This is a genomic window from Stenotrophomonas sp. NY11291 (assembly GCF_023277365.1).
Taxonomy (GTDB): domain Bacteria; phylum Pseudomonadota; class Gammaproteobacteria; order Xanthomonadales; family Xanthomonadaceae; genus Stenotrophomonas; species Stenotrophomonas geniculata.
Genome location: NZ_CP096975.1, coordinates 4,839,672 through 4,856,567, shown reverse-complemented (window position 1 = coordinate 4,856,567; position 16,896 = coordinate 4,839,672). Strand labels below are relative to the sequence as shown.

The window sequence follows — 16,896 nt, the reverse complement described above, 5'->3', positions numbered from 1 at the left end:
GAGCCGAGCCTACGCTCGGCTCCGGCACGCAGTGCGGGGCTGATATAGCCATCGCTATACAAACCAGCCCTGCCTGCGCGTTTCGCCGCAGATGCGCCATGCGCGAATCGCGGTGCTAAGCTGCGCGTCCCCTTGGGGAGTAGCCGGATTCCTTCGCAGGAATCGTCCACGTCAACACACTCGGCCAGTGCGCCGTGGCGTGGACAACCATGATGGTTGGCGAGACCAGCGGCCCGCGCGCGCAACGTCAGGTTGGGCGCGAGCGCGAGCCGTGCGTCCGTCCTAGCCCGACCTCAGCAGCCGCCAATGTCCCCCATTTCGATCCTCCTGATCGGCTTTGCCATGTCCACCGATGCCTTCGCCGCGGCGATCGGCAAGGGTGCGGCCATGCGCAAGCCGGTGTTCCGCGATGCGCTGCGCGCCGGCATCATCTTCGGCGTCATCGAGGCGATCACACCGATCATCGGCTGGTTGCTCGGCCGTGCCGCCCTGCAGTACGTGGAAGCGTTCGACCACTGGATCGCCTTCGGCCTGCTCGGTGCGCTGGGCATCCACATGATCTACAACGGCCTGCGTCCGGACAGCGCCGAGGAAGACGAAGATCCTTCGCAGCACCACGGCTTCTGGAAGCTGGCGCTGACCGGTTTCGCCACCAGCATCGATGCGATGGCGGTGGGTATCGGCCTGGCTTTCATGGACGTGCATATCGGCGTGATGGCTGCGGTCATCGGCCTGTGCACGCTGACCATGGTCACCGTCGGCATCATGCTCGGCCGCGTGCTGGGCAGCATGGTCGGCAAGCGCGCCGAGATCATCGGTGGCGTGATCCTGGTGATCATCGGCGCGACGATCCTGTACGAACACCTGCACGGCGTGGGGTAACGCCTGTTCCTGTAGAGCCGAGCCCATGCTCGGCTGCTTCGCGCGCCAGCCGAGCATGGGCTCGGCTCTACCTCAGGGTGTTGGCTGACAAGCATTGCGGTGTTGCACTGATGGAAGGGCTGTCATGCGTGCCATAGCCTCTTCGCGTGGCCAGTCCCGCACTCCGCTTTGGTCGCTGGTCGCAGACCGGCAATGTCTACGCGATCACGGCTGTGACACGCGCACGCCGTCCTTGGTTCGACGACAAGGCCAACGTCGATCTGCTGATCGAAGCACTGCGCACCGTAGAGCGAACGGGGCGGACCTCCTCCCTCGCCTGGGTGGTGATGCCGGATCATCTGCATTGGCTGTTCGAACTCCGTACCGGCACGCTTGCCGGCTGCATGCAGATCCTCAAATCACGGAGCGGGCGTTCCATCGGCAGGCGCGCTGATGCCAACGCGCCGATCTGGCAGCCGGGATACTACGACCACGCGCTGCGCAGCGATGAATGCCTGCACACGCAGGCGGTGTATATCGCGGCCAATCCGGTGCGTGCTGGGCTGGCCACGCGCATCGGGGAATACCCCTATGGGTGGAGTCGATGGCCGCTTGAGGAGTGATTGGTATTGAGGCAAAGAGCAGCCGAGCGTGGGCTCGGCTCTACAGGGGCATCATGACGTCTGTAGAGCCGAGCCCATGCTCGGCTCCATAGTCGGTCACAATCAATCTTCTTCCGGCGGCAGCACGATGGCGTCGTCGTCGATGGCCAGCTTGCCGGCCATCAGCACGGCCTGGGTGCGGTTGGTTACGCCGAGCTTGCGCAGGATGGCGGTGACGTGGGCCTTGATCGTTGCTTCGGAGACGTTGAGGTCGTAGGCGATCTGCTTGTTCAAGCGGCCGGCGCCGAGCATCTGCAGGACGCGGAACTGCTGCGGGGTCAGCTCGCGCAGGCGCTGGCCGACTTCGCGTTCTTCGCTGCCGGTGGGCGGCACGTTGTGCGCCTCCGGCGGTGCCCAGGTCTCGCCATCGAGGATGGTGCCGAGTGCATGGCCGATGGTGTCCGAGTCGGCCGATTTGGGAATGAAGCCGAGCGCACCGTGGTCGAGCGCGCGACGCATCACCGTGGCTTCTTCGCGCGCGGACACCACCACCACCGGCAGCTGCGGATGCAGTGAGCGCATGTGCACGAGTGCGTTGAAGCCCTGCGCACCCGGCATGTTGAGGTCCATCAGGACCAGGTCGGCATCGTTGTGCTGATCGGCCAGCGCGTACAGTGCTTCCACGCTGTCGGCCTCGAACAGTTGTACGCCCGGGATGACCCGCTGCACGGCCCCACGCAGGGCTTCGCGGAACAGCGGGTGGTCATCGGCAATCAGGAGGGTGGTCATGGGTCGAGCTTATCGATCAGGAAAAAGAGCGACGTGATGGCAGGTGCAGGACGGGTCGGACGCGGCCGGGTCCCTCCTCCCGGCCACGTCCCTGGCGCGTCCTGCGCCTGCAGTCACGCCATCAGCGCACCTTGCGCTCGTCCACCAGCGACGCCACCACCGACGGATCGGCCAGGGTCGAGGTGTCGCCGAGCTGGTCCGGCGCGTTCTCGGCGATCTTGCGCAGGATGCGGCGCATGATCTTGCCCGAGCGGGTCTTCGGCAGGCCCGGCGCCCACTGCAGGTGGTCCGGCGTGGCGATCGGGCCGATTTCCTTGCGTACCCACGCGACCAGTTCCTTCTGCAGTTCGTCGCTCGGCGCTTCTTCGGCCACCAGGGTCACGTAGGCATAGATGCCCTGGCCCTTCACGTCGTGCGGGAAGCCGACCACGGCCGCTTCGGCCACCTTCGGGTGCGAGACCAGCGCGCTTTCCACTTCGGCGGTGCCGATGCGGTGGCCGGACACATTGATCACGTCGTCAACGCGGCCGGTGATCCAGTAATAGCCGTCTTCGTCGCGGCGACACCCGTCACCGGTGAAGTAGCTGCCCGGGTAGGTGCGGAAATACGCATCGATGAAACGCTGGTGGTCGCCGTACACCGTGCGCATCTGGCCCGGCCAGGAGTCGCGGATGATCAGGTTGCCCTCGGTCGGGCCGTCCTGGATCTCGCCATCGGCATTGACCAGCGCCGGCTGCACGCCGAAGAAGGGCAGGGTGGCCGAACCCGGCTTCAGATCCATCGCACCGGCCAGCGGCGAGATCAGGATGCCGCCGGTCTCGGTCTGCCACCAGGTATCGACGATTGGGCAGCGGCTGTCGCCGACCACCTCGTAGTACCAGCGCCAGGCCTCCGGGTTGATGGGTTCGCCCACGCTGCCGAGCAGGCGCAGCGACGCGCGCGAGGTCTTCTTCACCGGTTCCTCGCCTTCGCGCATCAGTGCACGGATGGCGGTCGGGGCGGTGTAGAAGATGCTCACCTTGTGCTTGTCGATGACGTTCCAGAAGCGTGAGGTATCCGGGTAGTTCGGCACGCCTTCGAACATCAGCGAGGTCGCGCCGTTGGCCAGCGGACCGTACACGATGTAGCTGTGGCCGGTGACCCAGCCGACGTCGGCGGTGCACCAGTAGATGTCGTCCTCGCGCAGGTCGAACACCGCTTCATGGGTGTAGGCCGCGTACAGCAGGTAACCGCCGGTGGTGTGCAGCACGCCCTTCGGCTTGCCGGTGGAACCGGAGGTGTAGAGGATGAACAGCGGGTCTTCCGCGTTCATGCGTTCCGGTTCGCAGGTGGCCGGCTGGCTGTCCACCACATCGTGGAACCAGCGGTCGCGCGGGGCCTGCATGTCCACCGCGCCGCCGGTGTGGCGCACCACCAGCACGGTTTCAACCGTGTTCGTGCCCGGCAGCTTCAGCGCGGCATCGACGTTGGCCTTCAGCGGAATCCTGCGGCCACCGCGCAAGCCCTCGTCGGCGGTGATGATCAGCTTGCTCTGGCAGTCGCTGACGCGGTCGGCGATCGAGTTCGGCGCGAAGCCACCGAACACCACCGAGTGGATCGCACCGATGCGCGCGCAGGCCAGCATGGCTACTGCGGCGTCGACGATCATAGGCAGGTAGATGGTGACGCGGTCGCCTTTCTTGACCCCAAGGTTGCGCAGCGCATTGCCGAGGCGGCAGGTGCGCTCATACAGTTCGCGATAGGTCACGTGCTGGGCCGGTGCATCCGGGCCGTCCGGCTCGAACAGCAGGGCGGTCTTGTCGCCGCGCGTCTCGAGCTGGCGATCCAGGCAGTTCACGCTGGCATTGAGCTCACCATCCTCGAACCACTTGATGTGGAAGTCGGACAGGTCGTAGCTGACGTTCTTGATCTTCGTCGGCTTGCGCATCCATTGCAGGCGCTCGGCGGCCTTGCCCCAGAATCCATCCGGGTCGGTCACCGACGCCTGGTACTGCTGTTCATAGGTCTTCTTGTCGATGCGTGCCTTGGCGGCGAACTGCGGATCGACGGGGTAGATATCAGCCATGGCACCCTCACTTGCACGTTGACTTTGTATGTGCGGTCGCAGCATCGCAACGACCGATCCCCCTCAGTTTGCCCCATCCACCCCCGGCCGCGTCACCACCTTGGTTAGACCATGGTCGAAAGTGAGCGCCCTGCAGGGCCGGGTTCGACCAATGGCGAATAGCCGCTATACATAATCGCCCCGCAGTCTCGGCTCGACCGTGCCCCACGCGCGGCATCACCTTGCCACTTGGGAGAGAGGGCAACATGAGCCACCGTACGTTGAAAGCCGTGCGCACACCTTTGGCGGCCTGCCTGCTGGTCGCCCTGGTCGCACCGGGCATGGCGTTCGCAGAGACCGCCAAAGAGAAGGCACTGGAAGCACGCGTTGCCGAACTGGAACGCCAGGTCCAGCTGCTGCTGTCTTCGCAGCAACAACAACAGACCCAGATCAGCCAGACCCAGCAGGCGGTAACCGAAGTGCGCACGGTGCAGGCCGGGCAGAAGCCGGTTGCACAGGTGCCGGCCGGCAAGCAGCCGATCCAGGTCACCACCCTCACCCCGGGCGCGGCACCGGGCACCACGGTCAAGATCGGCGGCTTCATCAAGGCCGACTTCCTGGCCACCCAGACCAGCGATGGCCAGCTGGCCGACGACGCCACCGGCCGTTCGCTGTACCTCCCGGGCCAGACCCCGGTGGAAGGCGCCGGCGGCAGCGGCAAGCGCTCGGGCACCGATTTCAACGCCCATGCCAAGTTCTCGCGCTTCAACCTGGGCATCGACAACGTCAGCGAATCGGGCAACAAGGCCGGTGCGTTCTTCGAGATGGACTTCTTCGGCAACTCGCTGGGCAACCAGACTGCCACCAATACCTACGGCGTGACCCTGCGCCACGCCTACATGTACTGGAACAACTGGCTGGCCGGCCAGACCTGGTCCAACTTCATGGACGCGGCCGCACTGCCGGAAGCGGTCGACTTCGTCGGCCCCACCGACGGCGTGATCTTCGTGCGCCAGGCCCAGGTGCGTTACACCCAGGGCGGCTTCAGCGTCGCGCTGGAAAACCCGGAAACCACCACCCTCACCGGCACCCGCAACCCGATCACCGGCGCCTGGACCAACGCCAGCGCCAACTCCGACCGTGGCAGCCTGCCCGACCTGACCCTGCGCTATGGCTGGAAGGGCGACTGGGGCACCTTCGGTGTCGGCGGCATCGTCCGCCAGTTGAAGGTCGACAACCAGGCGACCGGCGCGAAGGCCGACAAGGTGGCCGGCGGCCTGACCCTGGGCGGCAAGTGGGTGATGGGTGACAGCGATTCGCTGCACTACCAGCTGACTGGCGGCGAAGGCATCGCCCGCTACATCGGCCTGGGCATCACCGCCGACAGTGCCTATGACGTGGCCCGCGACGAACTCAACCCGACCGGCGTGCTTGCCGGCTACGTGGGCTGGCGGCATGCGTTCTCGCCGAAGTTGCGCACCAACCTGATCTACGCGCGCAGCGACTACGACAACGACAGCATCCTCGGCCCGCTGGTAACCAAGAGCGTGCAGAGCATCCGCGGCAACATCTTCTATTCGCCGCTGCCCAAGGTCGATATCGGTGCGGAGCTGATGTACGGCCGTCGCGAAGTGGAGAACGGCAACAAGGGTGACATCACCCGGCTGCAGTTCACCACGAAGTACAGCTTCTAAAGCAGTGCCGACCAAGGTCGGTACCTACAGAGATTGCGTGCCGGCCAGTGGCCGGCACCTACCGAATTGAGTGCCGACCAAGGTCGGCATCTACCGAGGGAAAACGCCCCATGTCCAGCACACCCAGTACCGCACACAAAGCGGGCACCCTGACCAAGGGTCACAAGAAGGTCATCTTCGCCTCGAGCCTCGGCACGGTGTTCGAGTGGTATGACTTCTTCCTGTACGGCTCGCTCGCCGCCATCATCGCCAAGCAGTTCTTCAGCGGCGTCAATGAAACCACGGGCATGATCTTCGCCCTGCTGGCGTTTGCCGCCGGCTTCTTCGTGCGTCCGTTCGGCGCGGCCTTCTTCGGCAGCCTCGGCGACCGCATCGGCCGCAAATACACCTTCCTGGTCACCATTCTGATCATGGGCATCTCGACCTTCCTGGTCGGCGTGCTGCCCAACTACGCTTCGATCGGTTTCGCCGCGCCGGTGATCCTGATCATCCTGCGCCTGGCCCAGGGCCTGGCAATGGGCGGCGAGTACGGCGGTGCCGCCACCTACGTGGCCGAGCACGCGCCGGACGACAAGCGCGGTCTGTACACCAGCTTCATCCAGTGCACGGCCACGCTCGGCCTGTTCATGTCGCTGCTGATCATCCTGGCCTGCCGTTACTTCCTGGGCAATGAAGCCTTCGAAGCCTGGGGCTGGCGCATTCCGTTCCTGGTCTCGATCCTGCTGCTGGGTGTCTCAGTGTGGATCCGCCTGCAGCTGAGCGAGTCGCCGCTGTTCCAGCAGATGAAGTCCGAGGGCAAGGGTTCCAAGACCCCGTTCCGTGACAGCCTGAAGGGCGGCAACCTGAAGCTGATGCTGCTGGTCCTGCTCGGTGCGGCGGCGGGTCAGGCGGTGGTCTGGTATGGCGGCCAGTTCTACGCGCTGTTCTTCCTCAGCAGCATGCTGAAGGTCGATGCCACCACCTCCTACCTGCTGATCGCGGCCGCGCTGGCGTTGGGCGTACCGTTCTTCATCTTCTTCGGCTGGCTGTCCGACCGTATCGGCCGCAAGAAGATCATCCTGGCCGGCTGCCTGCTGGCCGCCGTCACCTACATCCCGATCTTCAAGGGCCTGACCCACTTCGCCAACCCGGCCATCGAAGAAGCCCGCAGCAGCTCGCCGGCCCTGGTCGTGGCCGATCCGGCTACCTGCTCGTTCCAGTTCGATCCGGTGGGCCTGCGCAAGTTCACCAGCTCCTGCGACGTGGCCACCGCCGCGCTGACCAAGGCAGGTGTGCCGTACGACGTGCAGCCCGCCGCCGCCGGTTCGCTGGCGATGGTGAACGTGGGCAGCGCCAGCGTCACCTCGTATGAGGCCGCCGGCCTGACCAAGGAAGACGGCAAGGCCAAGGCCGATGCGTTCGGTGCGGAACTGAAGACCGCCCTGACCACCGCCGGCTACCCGGCCAAGGCCGATGGTGCACGCATCAACATTGCCGGCACGGTGTTCATGCTGTGGCTGCTGGTGCTGTACGTGACCATGGTCTACGGCCCGATCGCTGCCTACCTGGTGGAACTGTTCCCGACCCGCATCCGCTACACCTCGATGTCGCTGCCGTACCACATCGGCAACGGCTGGTTCGGTGGCTTCCTGCCGGCGATCTCGTTCGCGCTGGTGGCCGGTACCGGCAACCTGTACTACGGCCTGTGGTACCCCATCATCATCGCGCTGATGTCGGTGGTGATCGGCGGCCTGTTCCTGCGCGAAACCAAGGACGTGGATATCACCCAATAACCGGCGTGCCGACCAACGGTCGGCACCCACCGGGTTTCAGGGGCCGTGGTGCAGACCACGGCCTTTTCGTTTCCCTGTAGCGCCGAGCGATGCTCGGCGACCGCGCTACGCGCGGCACAAAATTCCGCAGAAGCGAACAGGCAGCGTTCAATGCCATCATCGCGGTTGACAAGCATCCGAAGCCACACGCCATCTCGTGCCCATCGAGACGTGCCGCACGCCGTATAGTCGCGGCATGACCACCATTCCGCCGGCCGAGCTCCCCGCCCTCCTGCACACCCTGCGCAGCGCCTGGCAGTCGCAGCGCCCCACGCTCGACCAGCGCGAGGCCGACCTGCGCCGCCTGCGCGAGGCGCTGAAGCCACGCCTGGATGAAATGGCCCAGGCCATCGCCGAAGACTTCGGCCACCGCGCCCACGTTGAATCGAAGCTGGCCGATGGCATGAGCGTGCTGTCGGCCATCGACCACCTGCGCCGCCACCTGCGGCGCTGGTCGAAGCCGCAGCACGCATCGGCCGGCTGGAAGCTGTGGCCGGCGCGCGCGCAGCTGCGACCGACGCCGTTGGGTGTGGTCGGGGTGATCTCGCCCTGGAACTACCCGGTCACGCTGGCACTGGTGCCGTTGGCTACCGCCATCGCCGCAGGCAACCATGTGCTGCTCAAGCCTTCGGAACATACGCCGCGTACCAGCGCGTTCCTGGCCGATCTGCTGGCCAGTGTATTCCCGCCCGATCGGGTGGCGGTGGTGCAGGGCGGGGCGGACGTGGCCGCAGCGGTGTCGTCGCTGCCGTTGGACCATCTGCTGTTCACCGGCTCGACCGCCGTGGGCCGCAAGGTGATGGCCGCCGCCGCCGAGCATCTGGTGCCGGTCACGCTGGAGCTGGGCGGCAAGTCGCCGGCCATCGTCTGTCGCGATTTCCCGCTGGACAAAGCCGCCGCGCGGCTGGCCACCGGCAAGTGGTTCAACGCGGGCCAGACCTGCATCGCGCCGGATTATGTGCTGATCGATACGGTCCGCCAGCGTGAGTTCGTACAGGCGCTGCAGCAGCAGGTGCGCGAGCGCTATGGCGACTTCAGCAATGCCGACGACTACACGCGCATCATCAACGAGGGCCAGTACCAGCGCCTGCAGGGCTACTTGGCGCAGGCGCGCGAACGCGGCGTGCCGGTCATCCCGCTGGCGCAGGTGGATGAGGCGCGCGCCGACCGCGAGCGCCTGCTGGTGCCGACCGTGGTGCTGGACCCGCCGGATGACCTGGAGCTGATGCGCGAGGAGATCTTCGGGCCGATCCTGCCGGTGCGCGCCTATCCGGATCTGGATGCCGCATTGGCCGACGTGCTGTCGCGTGACCGGCCGCTGGCGCTGTATCCCTTCAGCCACGACACGGCGACGGTGGAGCATATCCTCGGCCAGGTGGTGGCGGGCGGGGTGACCGTGAATGACACCCTGCTGCACTTCGCCGCTGATGGGCTGCCGTTTGGCGGGGTTGGCGCCAGCGGCATGGGTGCATACCACGGCCGGGCCGGGTTCGACGCGATGAGCAAGCGCCTGCCCGTGCTGTGGCAGGCGCGCTGGGCGACCAGTGACCGGCTGCGCCCGCCGTACTCGAAGATTGCGGGGTTGTTGAGGCTGTTGCTGCGGTGAAGCCACGCATGGCGTTGCTCTACGGAATCAGCGCCCGATTCTTCTGTAGAGCCGAGCCCACGCTCGGCTGCCCTTGGCTGGTCCAGGCAGACGCAGCCGAGCGTGGGCTCGGCTCTACAAGGCAACCCAGGCCTACCCGGGTAGAATGCGCCCATGAAGATCGCCTCGTGGAACGTCAATTCGCTCAATGTCCGCCTGCCGCACCTGGAGCAGTGGCTCAAGGATTTCGGCCCGGACATCGTCGGTATCCAGGAAACCAAGCTGGAGGACCACAAGTTCCCCGATTCGGCGCTGATCGCCGCGGGTTACCGCAGCGTGTTCGCCGGCCAGAAGACCTACAACGGCGTGGCGCTGCTGTCGCGTGAGCCGGCGCAGGACGTGCAGATCGGCATTCCCGGTTTCGAGGACGAGCAGAAGCGCGTCATCGCCGGTACCTTCGGCGACCTGCGCGTGATCAACCTGTACGTGGTCAACGGCCAGGACATCGGTACCGACAAGTACGACTACAAGCTGCGCTGGCTGGAAGCGGTCCATGCCTGGATCGCCGAAGAGCTGCAGCGCCACCCGAAGCTGATCGTGATGGGCGACTTCAACATCGCCCCGGACGCGCGCGACGTGCACGACCCGGAGGTGTGGAACGACAACCACATCCTGACCTCCACCGCCGAGCGCGGCGCATTGAACAAGCTGCTGCAGCTGGGCCTGCACGACGGCTTCCGCCTGCACAACGACGAGGCGGGTACCTTCAGCTGGTGGGATTACCGCGCCGCTGGTTTCCGTCGCAACCTGGGCCTGCGCATCGACCTGACCCTGGTCTCCGATGCGCTGAAGAGCGGTGCGGTGGCTTCGGGCATCGACCGCGAGCCGCGCACCTGGGAACGTCCGAGCGACCATGCGCCGGCGTGGGTACAGTTGGGTTGAGTTGAGGTAGCGCCGGGCAATGCCCGGCGAGCGCAGCGGCGGCAGGGTGACGCCGGGCATGGCCCGGCGCTACCTCCCCAGATCACCGTATGCTCTTGCGGGTGAACAGGTTGACGATCGCCAGCAGGATCACCGCACCGATCAGCGAGAACAGGAAGGTGCGGATGGTGATCGCTTCGTTGATGCCACCGCCGAACAGCCAGCCGGAAATCAGCGCGCCGACGATGCCGACCACGATGTTGAGGATGATGCCCTGCTGGGCATCGCGCTTCATGATGATGCTGGCCAGCCAGCCTACGATGCCGCCGACGATCAGCCAGATGATGATGCCCATGATCGAACCTCCGGTGGGGAACTGTGACCAGTTGACGCGCAGGGCTGTGAACCCGTCGTGCAATTGCGTGACGGGCGCGTGCGGATGAGCCTGCCAGCCACCCTCGATGGCCCGTGGCGCTTCGGTCCGGTGACGGTCTGGCGGCGTCCGCACGTGCCGGGCCAGCGCGGTGAACCGCAGGCGCGGCAGGTGCTGGCACAGGCATTGGGTGCCGACCCGGAGACGCTGCCGCTGGTCCGCGATGACAAGGGCCGGCCGGAACTGAGCGGCGCGCTGGCCCACTACGGCACCGGCTGGAGCCACAGTGGCGAAGTGCTGCTGGTGGCGCTGGGCGAAGGCGTGCGGCTGGGTGTGGACCTGGAACTGCTGCGGCCGCGGGCCCGCCTGCTGGAGATCGTGCAGCGCTTCTTCCACCCCGAGGAGGTGGCCTGGCTGGAAAGTCTGGACCAGGCCGGCCGCGAGCACTGGTTCTTCCGCGTGTGGTGCGCCAAGGAAGCCATCCTGAAGGCGCACGGCCAGGGCATCTCGTTCGGCCTGCACCGCCTGCAGCTGGCGCCGGGGGCCGATGGTGCCCTGCACCTGCGCTGGTGCGACCCGGAACTGGGCGAGGCCGCGCGCTGGCACCTGCACGAATGGCAGGCCAGCGGCCAGTTCCGTGCGGCGTTGGCCTGGTATCCGCACTGAAGCGGGGAATCAGCGCGCAAAACCGGCGATAATGCCGGCATGAGCGAACACCCACTTCCCGCCAGCGTGGCCGCCACGCTGGAACAGGGCCTGGCCAGCATGGGCCTGGACGCCGCACTGGCGCCGCCGCTGCTGCGCTACCTGGCCCTGCTGCACCGCTGGAACGGCACCTATAACCTCACCGCCATCCGCGACCCGCAGGAGATGGTCACCCGCCACCTGCTCGACTCGCTGGCGATGCAGCCGTTCGTGGCCGATGGCAGCCTGGCCGACCTCGGTACCGGCCCCGGGCTGCCCGGCATCCCGCTGGCGATCGCCTGCCCGGGCCTGCAGGTCACCCTGGTGGAAAGCAACGGCAAGAAGGCGCGCTTCATGCGCGAGGCCGTGCGCCAGCTCGGCCTGGACAATGCCCGCGTGGCCGAATCGCGCGCCGAGGCGCTGGACGAGGCCGGCCGCTACGACCAGCTGACCGCGCGCGCGATGGACACCCTGGCCGGCATCGTCCGCGTCGGTGGCCACCTGCTGCGCCCCGGCGGCGTGCTGCTGGCCATGAAGGGCGTCTACCCGCATGAGGAGATCGCGGACCTGCCTGCTGGCTGGCAGGTGCGTGAGGTGACCCCGCTGAGCGTGCCCGGCCTGGCCGGCGAACGCCATCTGGTCACTGTTACAGGTCCCTGATTCCCGCCGCCAGCCCTTTGTGGAACAACGGGTTGGCGATTCACGATTTCCGCAAGGGGCCGGTTGTACGCATAATGACCGGTCCCAGCACACGTCGACGAGGCACACCCGCATGGCCCGCATCATCGCCATCGCCAACCAGAAGGGTGGCGTCGGCAAGACCACGACCGCCGTCAACCTGGCCGCTTCCCTGGCCAACGCACCCAAGCGCGTGCTGTTGGTCGACCTGGATTCGCAGGGCAACGCGACCATGGGCAGTGGCGTGGACAAGCGTGAGCTGGTCTCCTCCACCTACGATCTGCTGCTGGGCGAGTCCAGCGCCGCCGATGTACGCGTGCAGACCGCCGAAGGCTATGACCTGCTGCCCGGCAACATCGACCTGACGGCGGCCGAGATCCAGCTGATGGCGCAGAGCGAGCGCGAGCAGCGGCTGAAGCGCGCGCTGGCACCGATCCGCGACGAGTACGACTACATCCTGATCGACTGCCCGCCGGCGCTGTCGCTGCTGACGCTCAACGCGCTGGCCGCCGCAGATTCGGTGATCGTGCCGATGCAGTGCGAGTACTACGCACTGGAAGGCCTGAGCGCGCTGGTGGAAACCATCGAAGCGCTGCGTGCCAACCTGAACCCGGCGTTGGAGATCGAAGGCGTGCTGCGCACCATGTTCGACGTGCGCAACAACCTGGCCAACGCGGTCTCGGCCGAGCTCACCGAGCACTTCGGCGACCGCGTGTTCCGCACCATCGTGCCGCGCAACGTGCGCCTGGCCGAGGCGCCCAGCCATGGCCAGAGCATCGTCGGCTACGACCGCGCCTCGCGCGGCGGCGTGGCTTACCTGGGCCTGGCCGGCGAGATCATCCGCCGCAACAACGAACGCAACAAGGCCGTCAAGGCCGTGGAGACCGTCTGATGACCAGCAGCAAGCCGGCAGCCAAGAAGCGAGGCCTCGGCCGTGGCCTGGATGCGCTGCTGGGTCCCAAGGGGGCGGTCAGCCAGGTGCAGGCCACCACCGCGGTGATCGAGCCGCTGCCGGGCGAAGTGCTGCGCAAGCTGGCCGTGGGCCAGCTGCAGCCGGGCAAGTACCAGCCGCGCCGCGAGATGGACGAGGGCAAGCTGTCCGAGCTGGCCGACTCGATCAAGTCGCAGGGTGTGATCCAGCCGATCCTGGTGCGCCAGCTGCCGGCGGGCAACTACGAAATCGTTGCCGGTGAGCGCCGCTGGCGCGCCTCGCAGCTGGCCGGGCTGGACGAAGTGCCGGTGGTGGTGCGCGAGCTGGAAGACCGCACCGTCATCGCGATGGCGCTGATCGAGAACATCCAGCGCGAAGACCTCAACCCGCTGGAAGAAGCCGAGGCGCTGCAGCGCCTGATCAGCGAATTCACCCTGACCCATGCCGAGGCCGCCGAGGCCGTCGGCCGCTCGCGCGCGGCGGTGTCCAACCTGTTGCGCCTGCTGGAGCTGCCGGTGGCGATCCGCCTGCTGCTGGAAACCCGCCGCCTGGAAATGGGCCACGCCCGCGCGCTGCTGACCCTGGCCCCCGAGCTGGCCGGCAAGCTGGCGCAGGAAGCGGCCGATGAAGGCTGGTCGGTGCGCGAGGTCGAGCGCCGTGCGCAGGCCTTCGCCGCCGGCAAGGTGCCGAGCAATCGCCCGGTCGCCACGCCGAAGGTGCAGCAGGCCGACATCGCCTCGCTGGAAACCGAACTGTCCGAAACGCTGGGCGCCAAGGTGGCGATCAGCCACGGCCGGGGTGGCAAGGGCAAGCTGATCATCCACTACACCGACCTGGATACCCTGGACGGCGTGCTGGAAAAGCTGCGTACGCGCCAGGACTGAGCCCGGCGCAGCGCCAGGGGATGCGGCCTGTTCCTGCCGCGTCCTGCAGGTGACAGGGAACGCACCGCCGCGCGCGCCGGGGGATGCATCGCTCTCCGGTCCGTGGCCTCATCCAGGGAGCAGGACATGAGCAACACATTCGACGACGTCAGCCCGGGCGGCAGCCCGATCATGGTGCACAGCCGCCAGAAGGACTTCACCCCGCCACAGGGCGAAGAACACATCGAGGCGATCGGCGCGCACATCGAGCGCCATCTGGGTCCGGTGTCCGGTGTCTTCCACGAGATCATCTCCGACCTGGTGCACATCGACGTGCACGTGGTACCGGCCACTGACCAGTGTCCGTACCTGCGCCTGGTCACCTCCGGCATGAGCGACCTGCCGATGACCGTGCCCGCCGAGGTGGACGCGGACGTGCCCCGCTACATGGAACTGATGGTGACCCTGCCGGCTGACTGGCCGATCTCGCAGGATGCCTTCGAGGACGAACGCAATTACTGGCCGGTGCGCCTGCTGAAGGGCATGGCGCGGCTGCCGCACGAGTACGACACCTGGCTGGGCTTCGGCCACACCATTCCCAACGGCCATCCCAGCGAGCCCTACGCGCCGGGCGTGGGCTTCGACGGTGCCATCGTGCTGCCGCCGGTGACGACCCCGGAGGACTTCGCCACGCTGGAACTGGACGACGGCAAGACCATCAGCTTCATGGCCCTGGTTCCGCTGTATCCGGAAGAGATGGATCTGAAGCTGAAGAAGGGCGCCGAGGCGCTGCTCGACCGCTTCGATGCGAAGAAGATCCAGGACGTGATCGAACCCGGCCGCGCCAATGTGGCCAAGAAGCGTTTCGGGCTGTTCTGAGCCCGCAGCGTATCCTCTGCACCTGTACTCATTGATTTCCAGGCAACTGCCATGACCATCCTGCTCACCGGCGCTGCCGGCTTCATCGGTGCCTACACCGCCCGCGCGCTGCTGGAGGCGGGCCAGCCGGTGGTCGGCCTGGACAACTTCAACGACTACTACGACCCGCAGATCAAGCGCGACCGCGTGGCAGCGCTGTGCCCGGCGCTGGACCTGCGCACCCTGGACCTGACCGACCAGCAGGGCTTGGCGGCACTGTTCGACGAAGTGAAGCCGACCGCGGTGATCCATCTGGCCGCGCAGGCCGGCGTGCGCTATTCGCTGGAAAACCCGCATGCCTACGTCGACAGCAACCTGGTCGGCTTCGTCAACATGCTCGAGCTGTGTCGCCACCGTGGCGTGCAACACCTGGTCTATGCCTCCAGCAGTTCGGTCTACGGCGATTCAGCCACGCCGCCGTTCTCCGAGGACCAGCGCGTGGACCAGCCGCGCTCGCTGTACGCGGCGACCAAGGCGGCCAACGAGCTGATGGCCTACACCTACGCGCAGCTTTACGGCCTGCATGCCACCGGCCTGCGCTTCTTCACCGTGTATGGCCCGTGGGGCCGGCCGGACATGGCGCCGCTGCTGTTCTCGCGCGCGGTGCTGGCGGGGCGGCCGATCGACGTGTTCAACGAAGGCCGCATGCAGCGCGATTTCACACATGTCTCCGACATCGTGTCGGGTATTCTCGGCGCGCTCGCGCATCCGGCCGATGGTCCGGTACCGCACCGGGTGTTCAACCTCGGCAACCATACGCCGGTCGAGCTGGAGCGCTTCATCAGCGTGATCGAGCAGGCGGCCGGCCGCCCCGCGCAGAAGGTCTACAAGCCCATGCAGCCCGGCGACATGGTACGCACGATGGCCGACACCCGGCGCGCCCATGACGCATTCGGCTTCGATGCGGTGACCCCGATCGAAGAAGGGTTGCCCCCCGTCGTGCAGTGGTGCCGCGAGTACTTTGGTGATCGCGCCTGAGGAGGGATCCTCACACAGCCGGATTCATCTTCGGATAACCTCGGCATTCGGAGAATGCGCGGTCTTTGTCCCCCTTTGGCCGAGTGCCTTATGAGCCAACCCGAGCTTTCCGTTGTCGTCCCGGTATTCAACGAGCGCGACAATGTCGCCCCGCTGGTTGCCGAAATCACCGCTGCACTGCGCGGGCGGCTGCCGTTCGAGATCGTCTACATCGACGATCACTCGCGCGATGACACCCTGTCGGTGCTGCAGGGCCTGAAGGCGACCACGCCGGAACTGCGGGTGCTGCACCACGTGAACCAGAGCGGGCAGAGCACCGCCGTGCGCACCGGCGTCAAGCACGCACGGGCGCCCTGGATCGCCACCCTCGATGGTGACGGCCAGAACGATCCGGCCGATATTCCCAAACTGCTGGCCGCGCGCGATGCCGCCGAGACGCAGGTGAAGCTGTTCGCCGGCTGGCGTGTCAACCGCCAGGACAGCGGCAGCAAGCGCTGGGCCAGCAAGTGGGCCAACGCCATCCGTGCACGCATGCTGCGCGACGATACGCCCGATACCGGCTGCGGCATCAAGCTGTTCGAGCGCAGCGCGTTCCTCGACCTGCCGTACTTCGACCACATGCACCGCTACCTGCCGGCGCTGATGCAGCGTGCCGGCTGGAAGACCACCAGCGTGCCGGTCAACCACCGCCACCGTACCGCCGGCGTGTCCAAGTACAACAATCTGGGCCGCGCGCTGGTCGGCATTCGTGATCTGCGCGGCGTGGCCTGGCTGATCACCCGCAGCAAGCGCACTGCGGTGGAAGAGCGGTGATGGGGCTGGAACTTCACTGGCTCGACCAGCCGCTGACCTGGCTGTACTGGACCGGCCTGCATGTGACCGGCTGGAAGCTGATCGGCTATACCGGCGCGCTGATGTTCGGTGGCCGCTGGCTGGTCCAGTTCATCGCGTCCAAGCGTGCGGGCAAGCCGGTGATCCCGCGGCTGTTCTGGTACATGAGCGTGGTCGGCAGCCTGATGACGCTGAGCTACTTCCTGTTCTCGGCCAAGCAGGACTCGGTGGGCGTGCTGCAGAACCTGTTCCCGGCGTTCACCGCGCTGTACAGCCTGCAGCTGGACATCAAGCACCGGGGCTGGAAGCGGGACAGGGCCAGCCACTAGGTCT

The 16,896-nt window shown here is 66.5% G+C and carries 17 protein-coding genes; 14 read left to right on the top strand and 3 right to left on the bottom strand.

Annotation, left to right across the window (positions count from 1 at the left end):
- The first annotated feature begins 306 nt into the window (after positions 1–306).
- Positions 307–882, top strand: coding sequence for a manganese efflux pump MntP family protein (locus M1L61_RS22690; RefSeq protein WP_010482394.1), 576 nt, complete (start codon positions 307–309; stop codon positions 880–882).
- A 146-nt stretch (positions 883–1,028) separates the two neighbouring features.
- Positions 1,029–1,484 (top strand): transposase, encoded by a 456-nt coding sequence (locus tag M1L61_RS22685; protein WP_019337937.1) that lies wholly within the window; start codon positions 1,029–1,031, stop codon positions 1,482–1,484.
- Positions 1,485–1,586: 102 nt separating this feature from the next.
- On the opposite strand, the gene M1L61_RS22680 is transcribed toward M1L61_RS22685, so the two are convergent.
- Together M1L61_RS22680 and acs are read right to left on the bottom strand one after the other, a co-directional pair.
- The gene (locus M1L61_RS22680; RefSeq protein ID WP_005420420.1) at positions 1,587–2,252 is read right to left on the bottom strand and encodes a response regulator transcription factor; all 666 of its coding nucleotides are present in this window, start codon (positions 2,250–2,252) and stop codon (positions 1,587–1,589) included.
- 121 nt (positions 2,253–2,373) lie between these two features.
- Positions 2,374–4,317: an acetate--CoA ligase gene (gene acs / locus M1L61_RS22675; RefSeq protein WP_248854151.1), complete on the bottom strand. Its 1,944-nt coding sequence runs from the start codon at positions 4,315–4,317 to the stop codon at positions 2,374–2,376.
- A 245-nt stretch (positions 4,318–4,562) separates the two neighbouring features.
- On the opposite strand from acs, the gene M1L61_RS22670 reads away from it, so the two are divergent.
- The 4 genes from M1L61_RS22670 (at position 4,563) to xth (ending at position 10,328) form a co-directional block, all read left to right on the top strand.
- Positions 4,563–5,990 carry a DcaP family trimeric outer membrane transporter gene (locus M1L61_RS22670; protein ID WP_197654879.1) on the top strand — a complete coding sequence of 476 codons (1,428 nt, stop codon included), beginning with the start codon at positions 4,563–4,565 and terminating at the stop codon, positions 5,988–5,990.
- Positions 5,991–6,100: 110 nt separating this feature from the next.
- The gene (locus M1L61_RS22665; RefSeq protein WP_019337934.1) at positions 6,101–7,762 is read left to right on the top strand and encodes an MFS transporter; all 1,662 of its coding nucleotides are present in this window, start codon (positions 6,101–6,103) and stop codon (positions 7,760–7,762) included.
- 235 nt (positions 7,763–7,997) lie between these two features.
- The gene (locus M1L61_RS22660) at positions 7,998–9,407 is read left to right on the top strand and encodes a coniferyl aldehyde dehydrogenase (protein WP_143994943.1); all 1,410 of its coding nucleotides are present in this window, start codon (positions 7,998–8,000) and stop codon (positions 9,405–9,407) included.
- Between the two features lie 153 nt (positions 9,408–9,560).
- On the top strand, positions 9,561–10,328 hold the full coding sequence (gene xth / locus M1L61_RS22655; RefSeq protein ID WP_049413190.1) for an exodeoxyribonuclease III: 768 nt from the start codon (positions 9,561–9,563) through the stop codon (positions 10,326–10,328).
- An 82-nt stretch (positions 10,329–10,410) separates the two neighbouring features.
- On the opposite strand, the gene M1L61_RS22650 is transcribed toward xth, so the two are convergent.
- A complete protein-coding gene (locus M1L61_RS22650; protein WP_005411656.1) occupies positions 10,411–10,662 on the bottom strand; it encodes a GlsB/YeaQ/YmgE family stress response membrane protein in 252 nt (83 codons plus the stop codon).
- Positions 10,663–10,746: 84 nt separating this feature from the next.
- On the opposite strand from M1L61_RS22650, the gene M1L61_RS22645 reads away from it, so the two are divergent.
- The 8 genes from M1L61_RS22645 (at position 10,747) to M1L61_RS22610 (ending at position 16,892) form a co-directional block, all read left to right on the top strand.
- Positions 10,747–11,346 (top strand): 4'-phosphopantetheinyl transferase superfamily protein, encoded by a 600-nt coding sequence (locus M1L61_RS22645; protein ID WP_049454213.1) that lies wholly within the window; start codon positions 10,747–10,749, stop codon positions 11,344–11,346.
- A gap of 39 nt (positions 11,347–11,385) precedes the next feature.
- Positions 11,386–12,024, top strand: coding sequence for a 16S rRNA (guanine(527)-N(7))-methyltransferase RsmG (gene rsmG, locus M1L61_RS22640; protein WP_049436024.1), 639 nt, complete (start codon positions 11,386–11,388; stop codon positions 12,022–12,024).
- Between the two features lie 112 nt (positions 12,025–12,136).
- Complete coding sequence (locus tag M1L61_RS22635) at positions 12,137–12,934, top strand: ParA family protein (RefSeq protein WP_248854150.1); 798 nt, start codon at positions 12,137–12,139, stop codon at positions 12,932–12,934.
- Complete coding sequence (locus tag M1L61_RS22630) at positions 12,934–13,857, top strand: ParB/RepB/Spo0J family partition protein (RefSeq protein WP_159360749.1); 924 nt, start codon at positions 12,934–12,936, stop codon at positions 13,855–13,857. Before M1L61_RS22635 ends, M1L61_RS22630 begins: the two co-directional genes overlap by 1 nt.
- 126 nt (positions 13,858–13,983) lie before the next feature.
- Entirely contained in the window at positions 13,984–14,715 is a 732-nt protein-coding gene (locus M1L61_RS22625) for a suppressor of fused domain protein (RefSeq protein WP_049480334.1), read from the top strand.
- 51 nt (positions 14,716–14,766) lie between these two features.
- Entirely contained in the window at positions 14,767–15,732 is a 966-nt protein-coding gene (locus tag M1L61_RS22620; RefSeq protein ID WP_005411650.1) for an NAD-dependent epimerase/dehydratase family protein, read from the top strand.
- Positions 15,733–15,822: 90 nt separating this feature from the next.
- Complete coding sequence (locus M1L61_RS22615; RefSeq protein ID WP_043399632.1) at positions 15,823–16,545, top strand: glycosyltransferase family 2 protein; 723 nt, start codon at positions 15,823–15,825, stop codon at positions 16,543–16,545.
- Complete coding sequence (locus M1L61_RS22610; RefSeq protein WP_008267433.1) at positions 16,545–16,892, top strand: lipid-A-disaccharide synthase N-terminal domain-containing protein; 348 nt, start codon at positions 16,545–16,547, stop codon at positions 16,890–16,892. The genes M1L61_RS22615 and M1L61_RS22610 overlap by 1 nt, the downstream gene beginning before the upstream one ends.
- Positions 16,893–16,896: the final 4 nt, after the last annotated feature.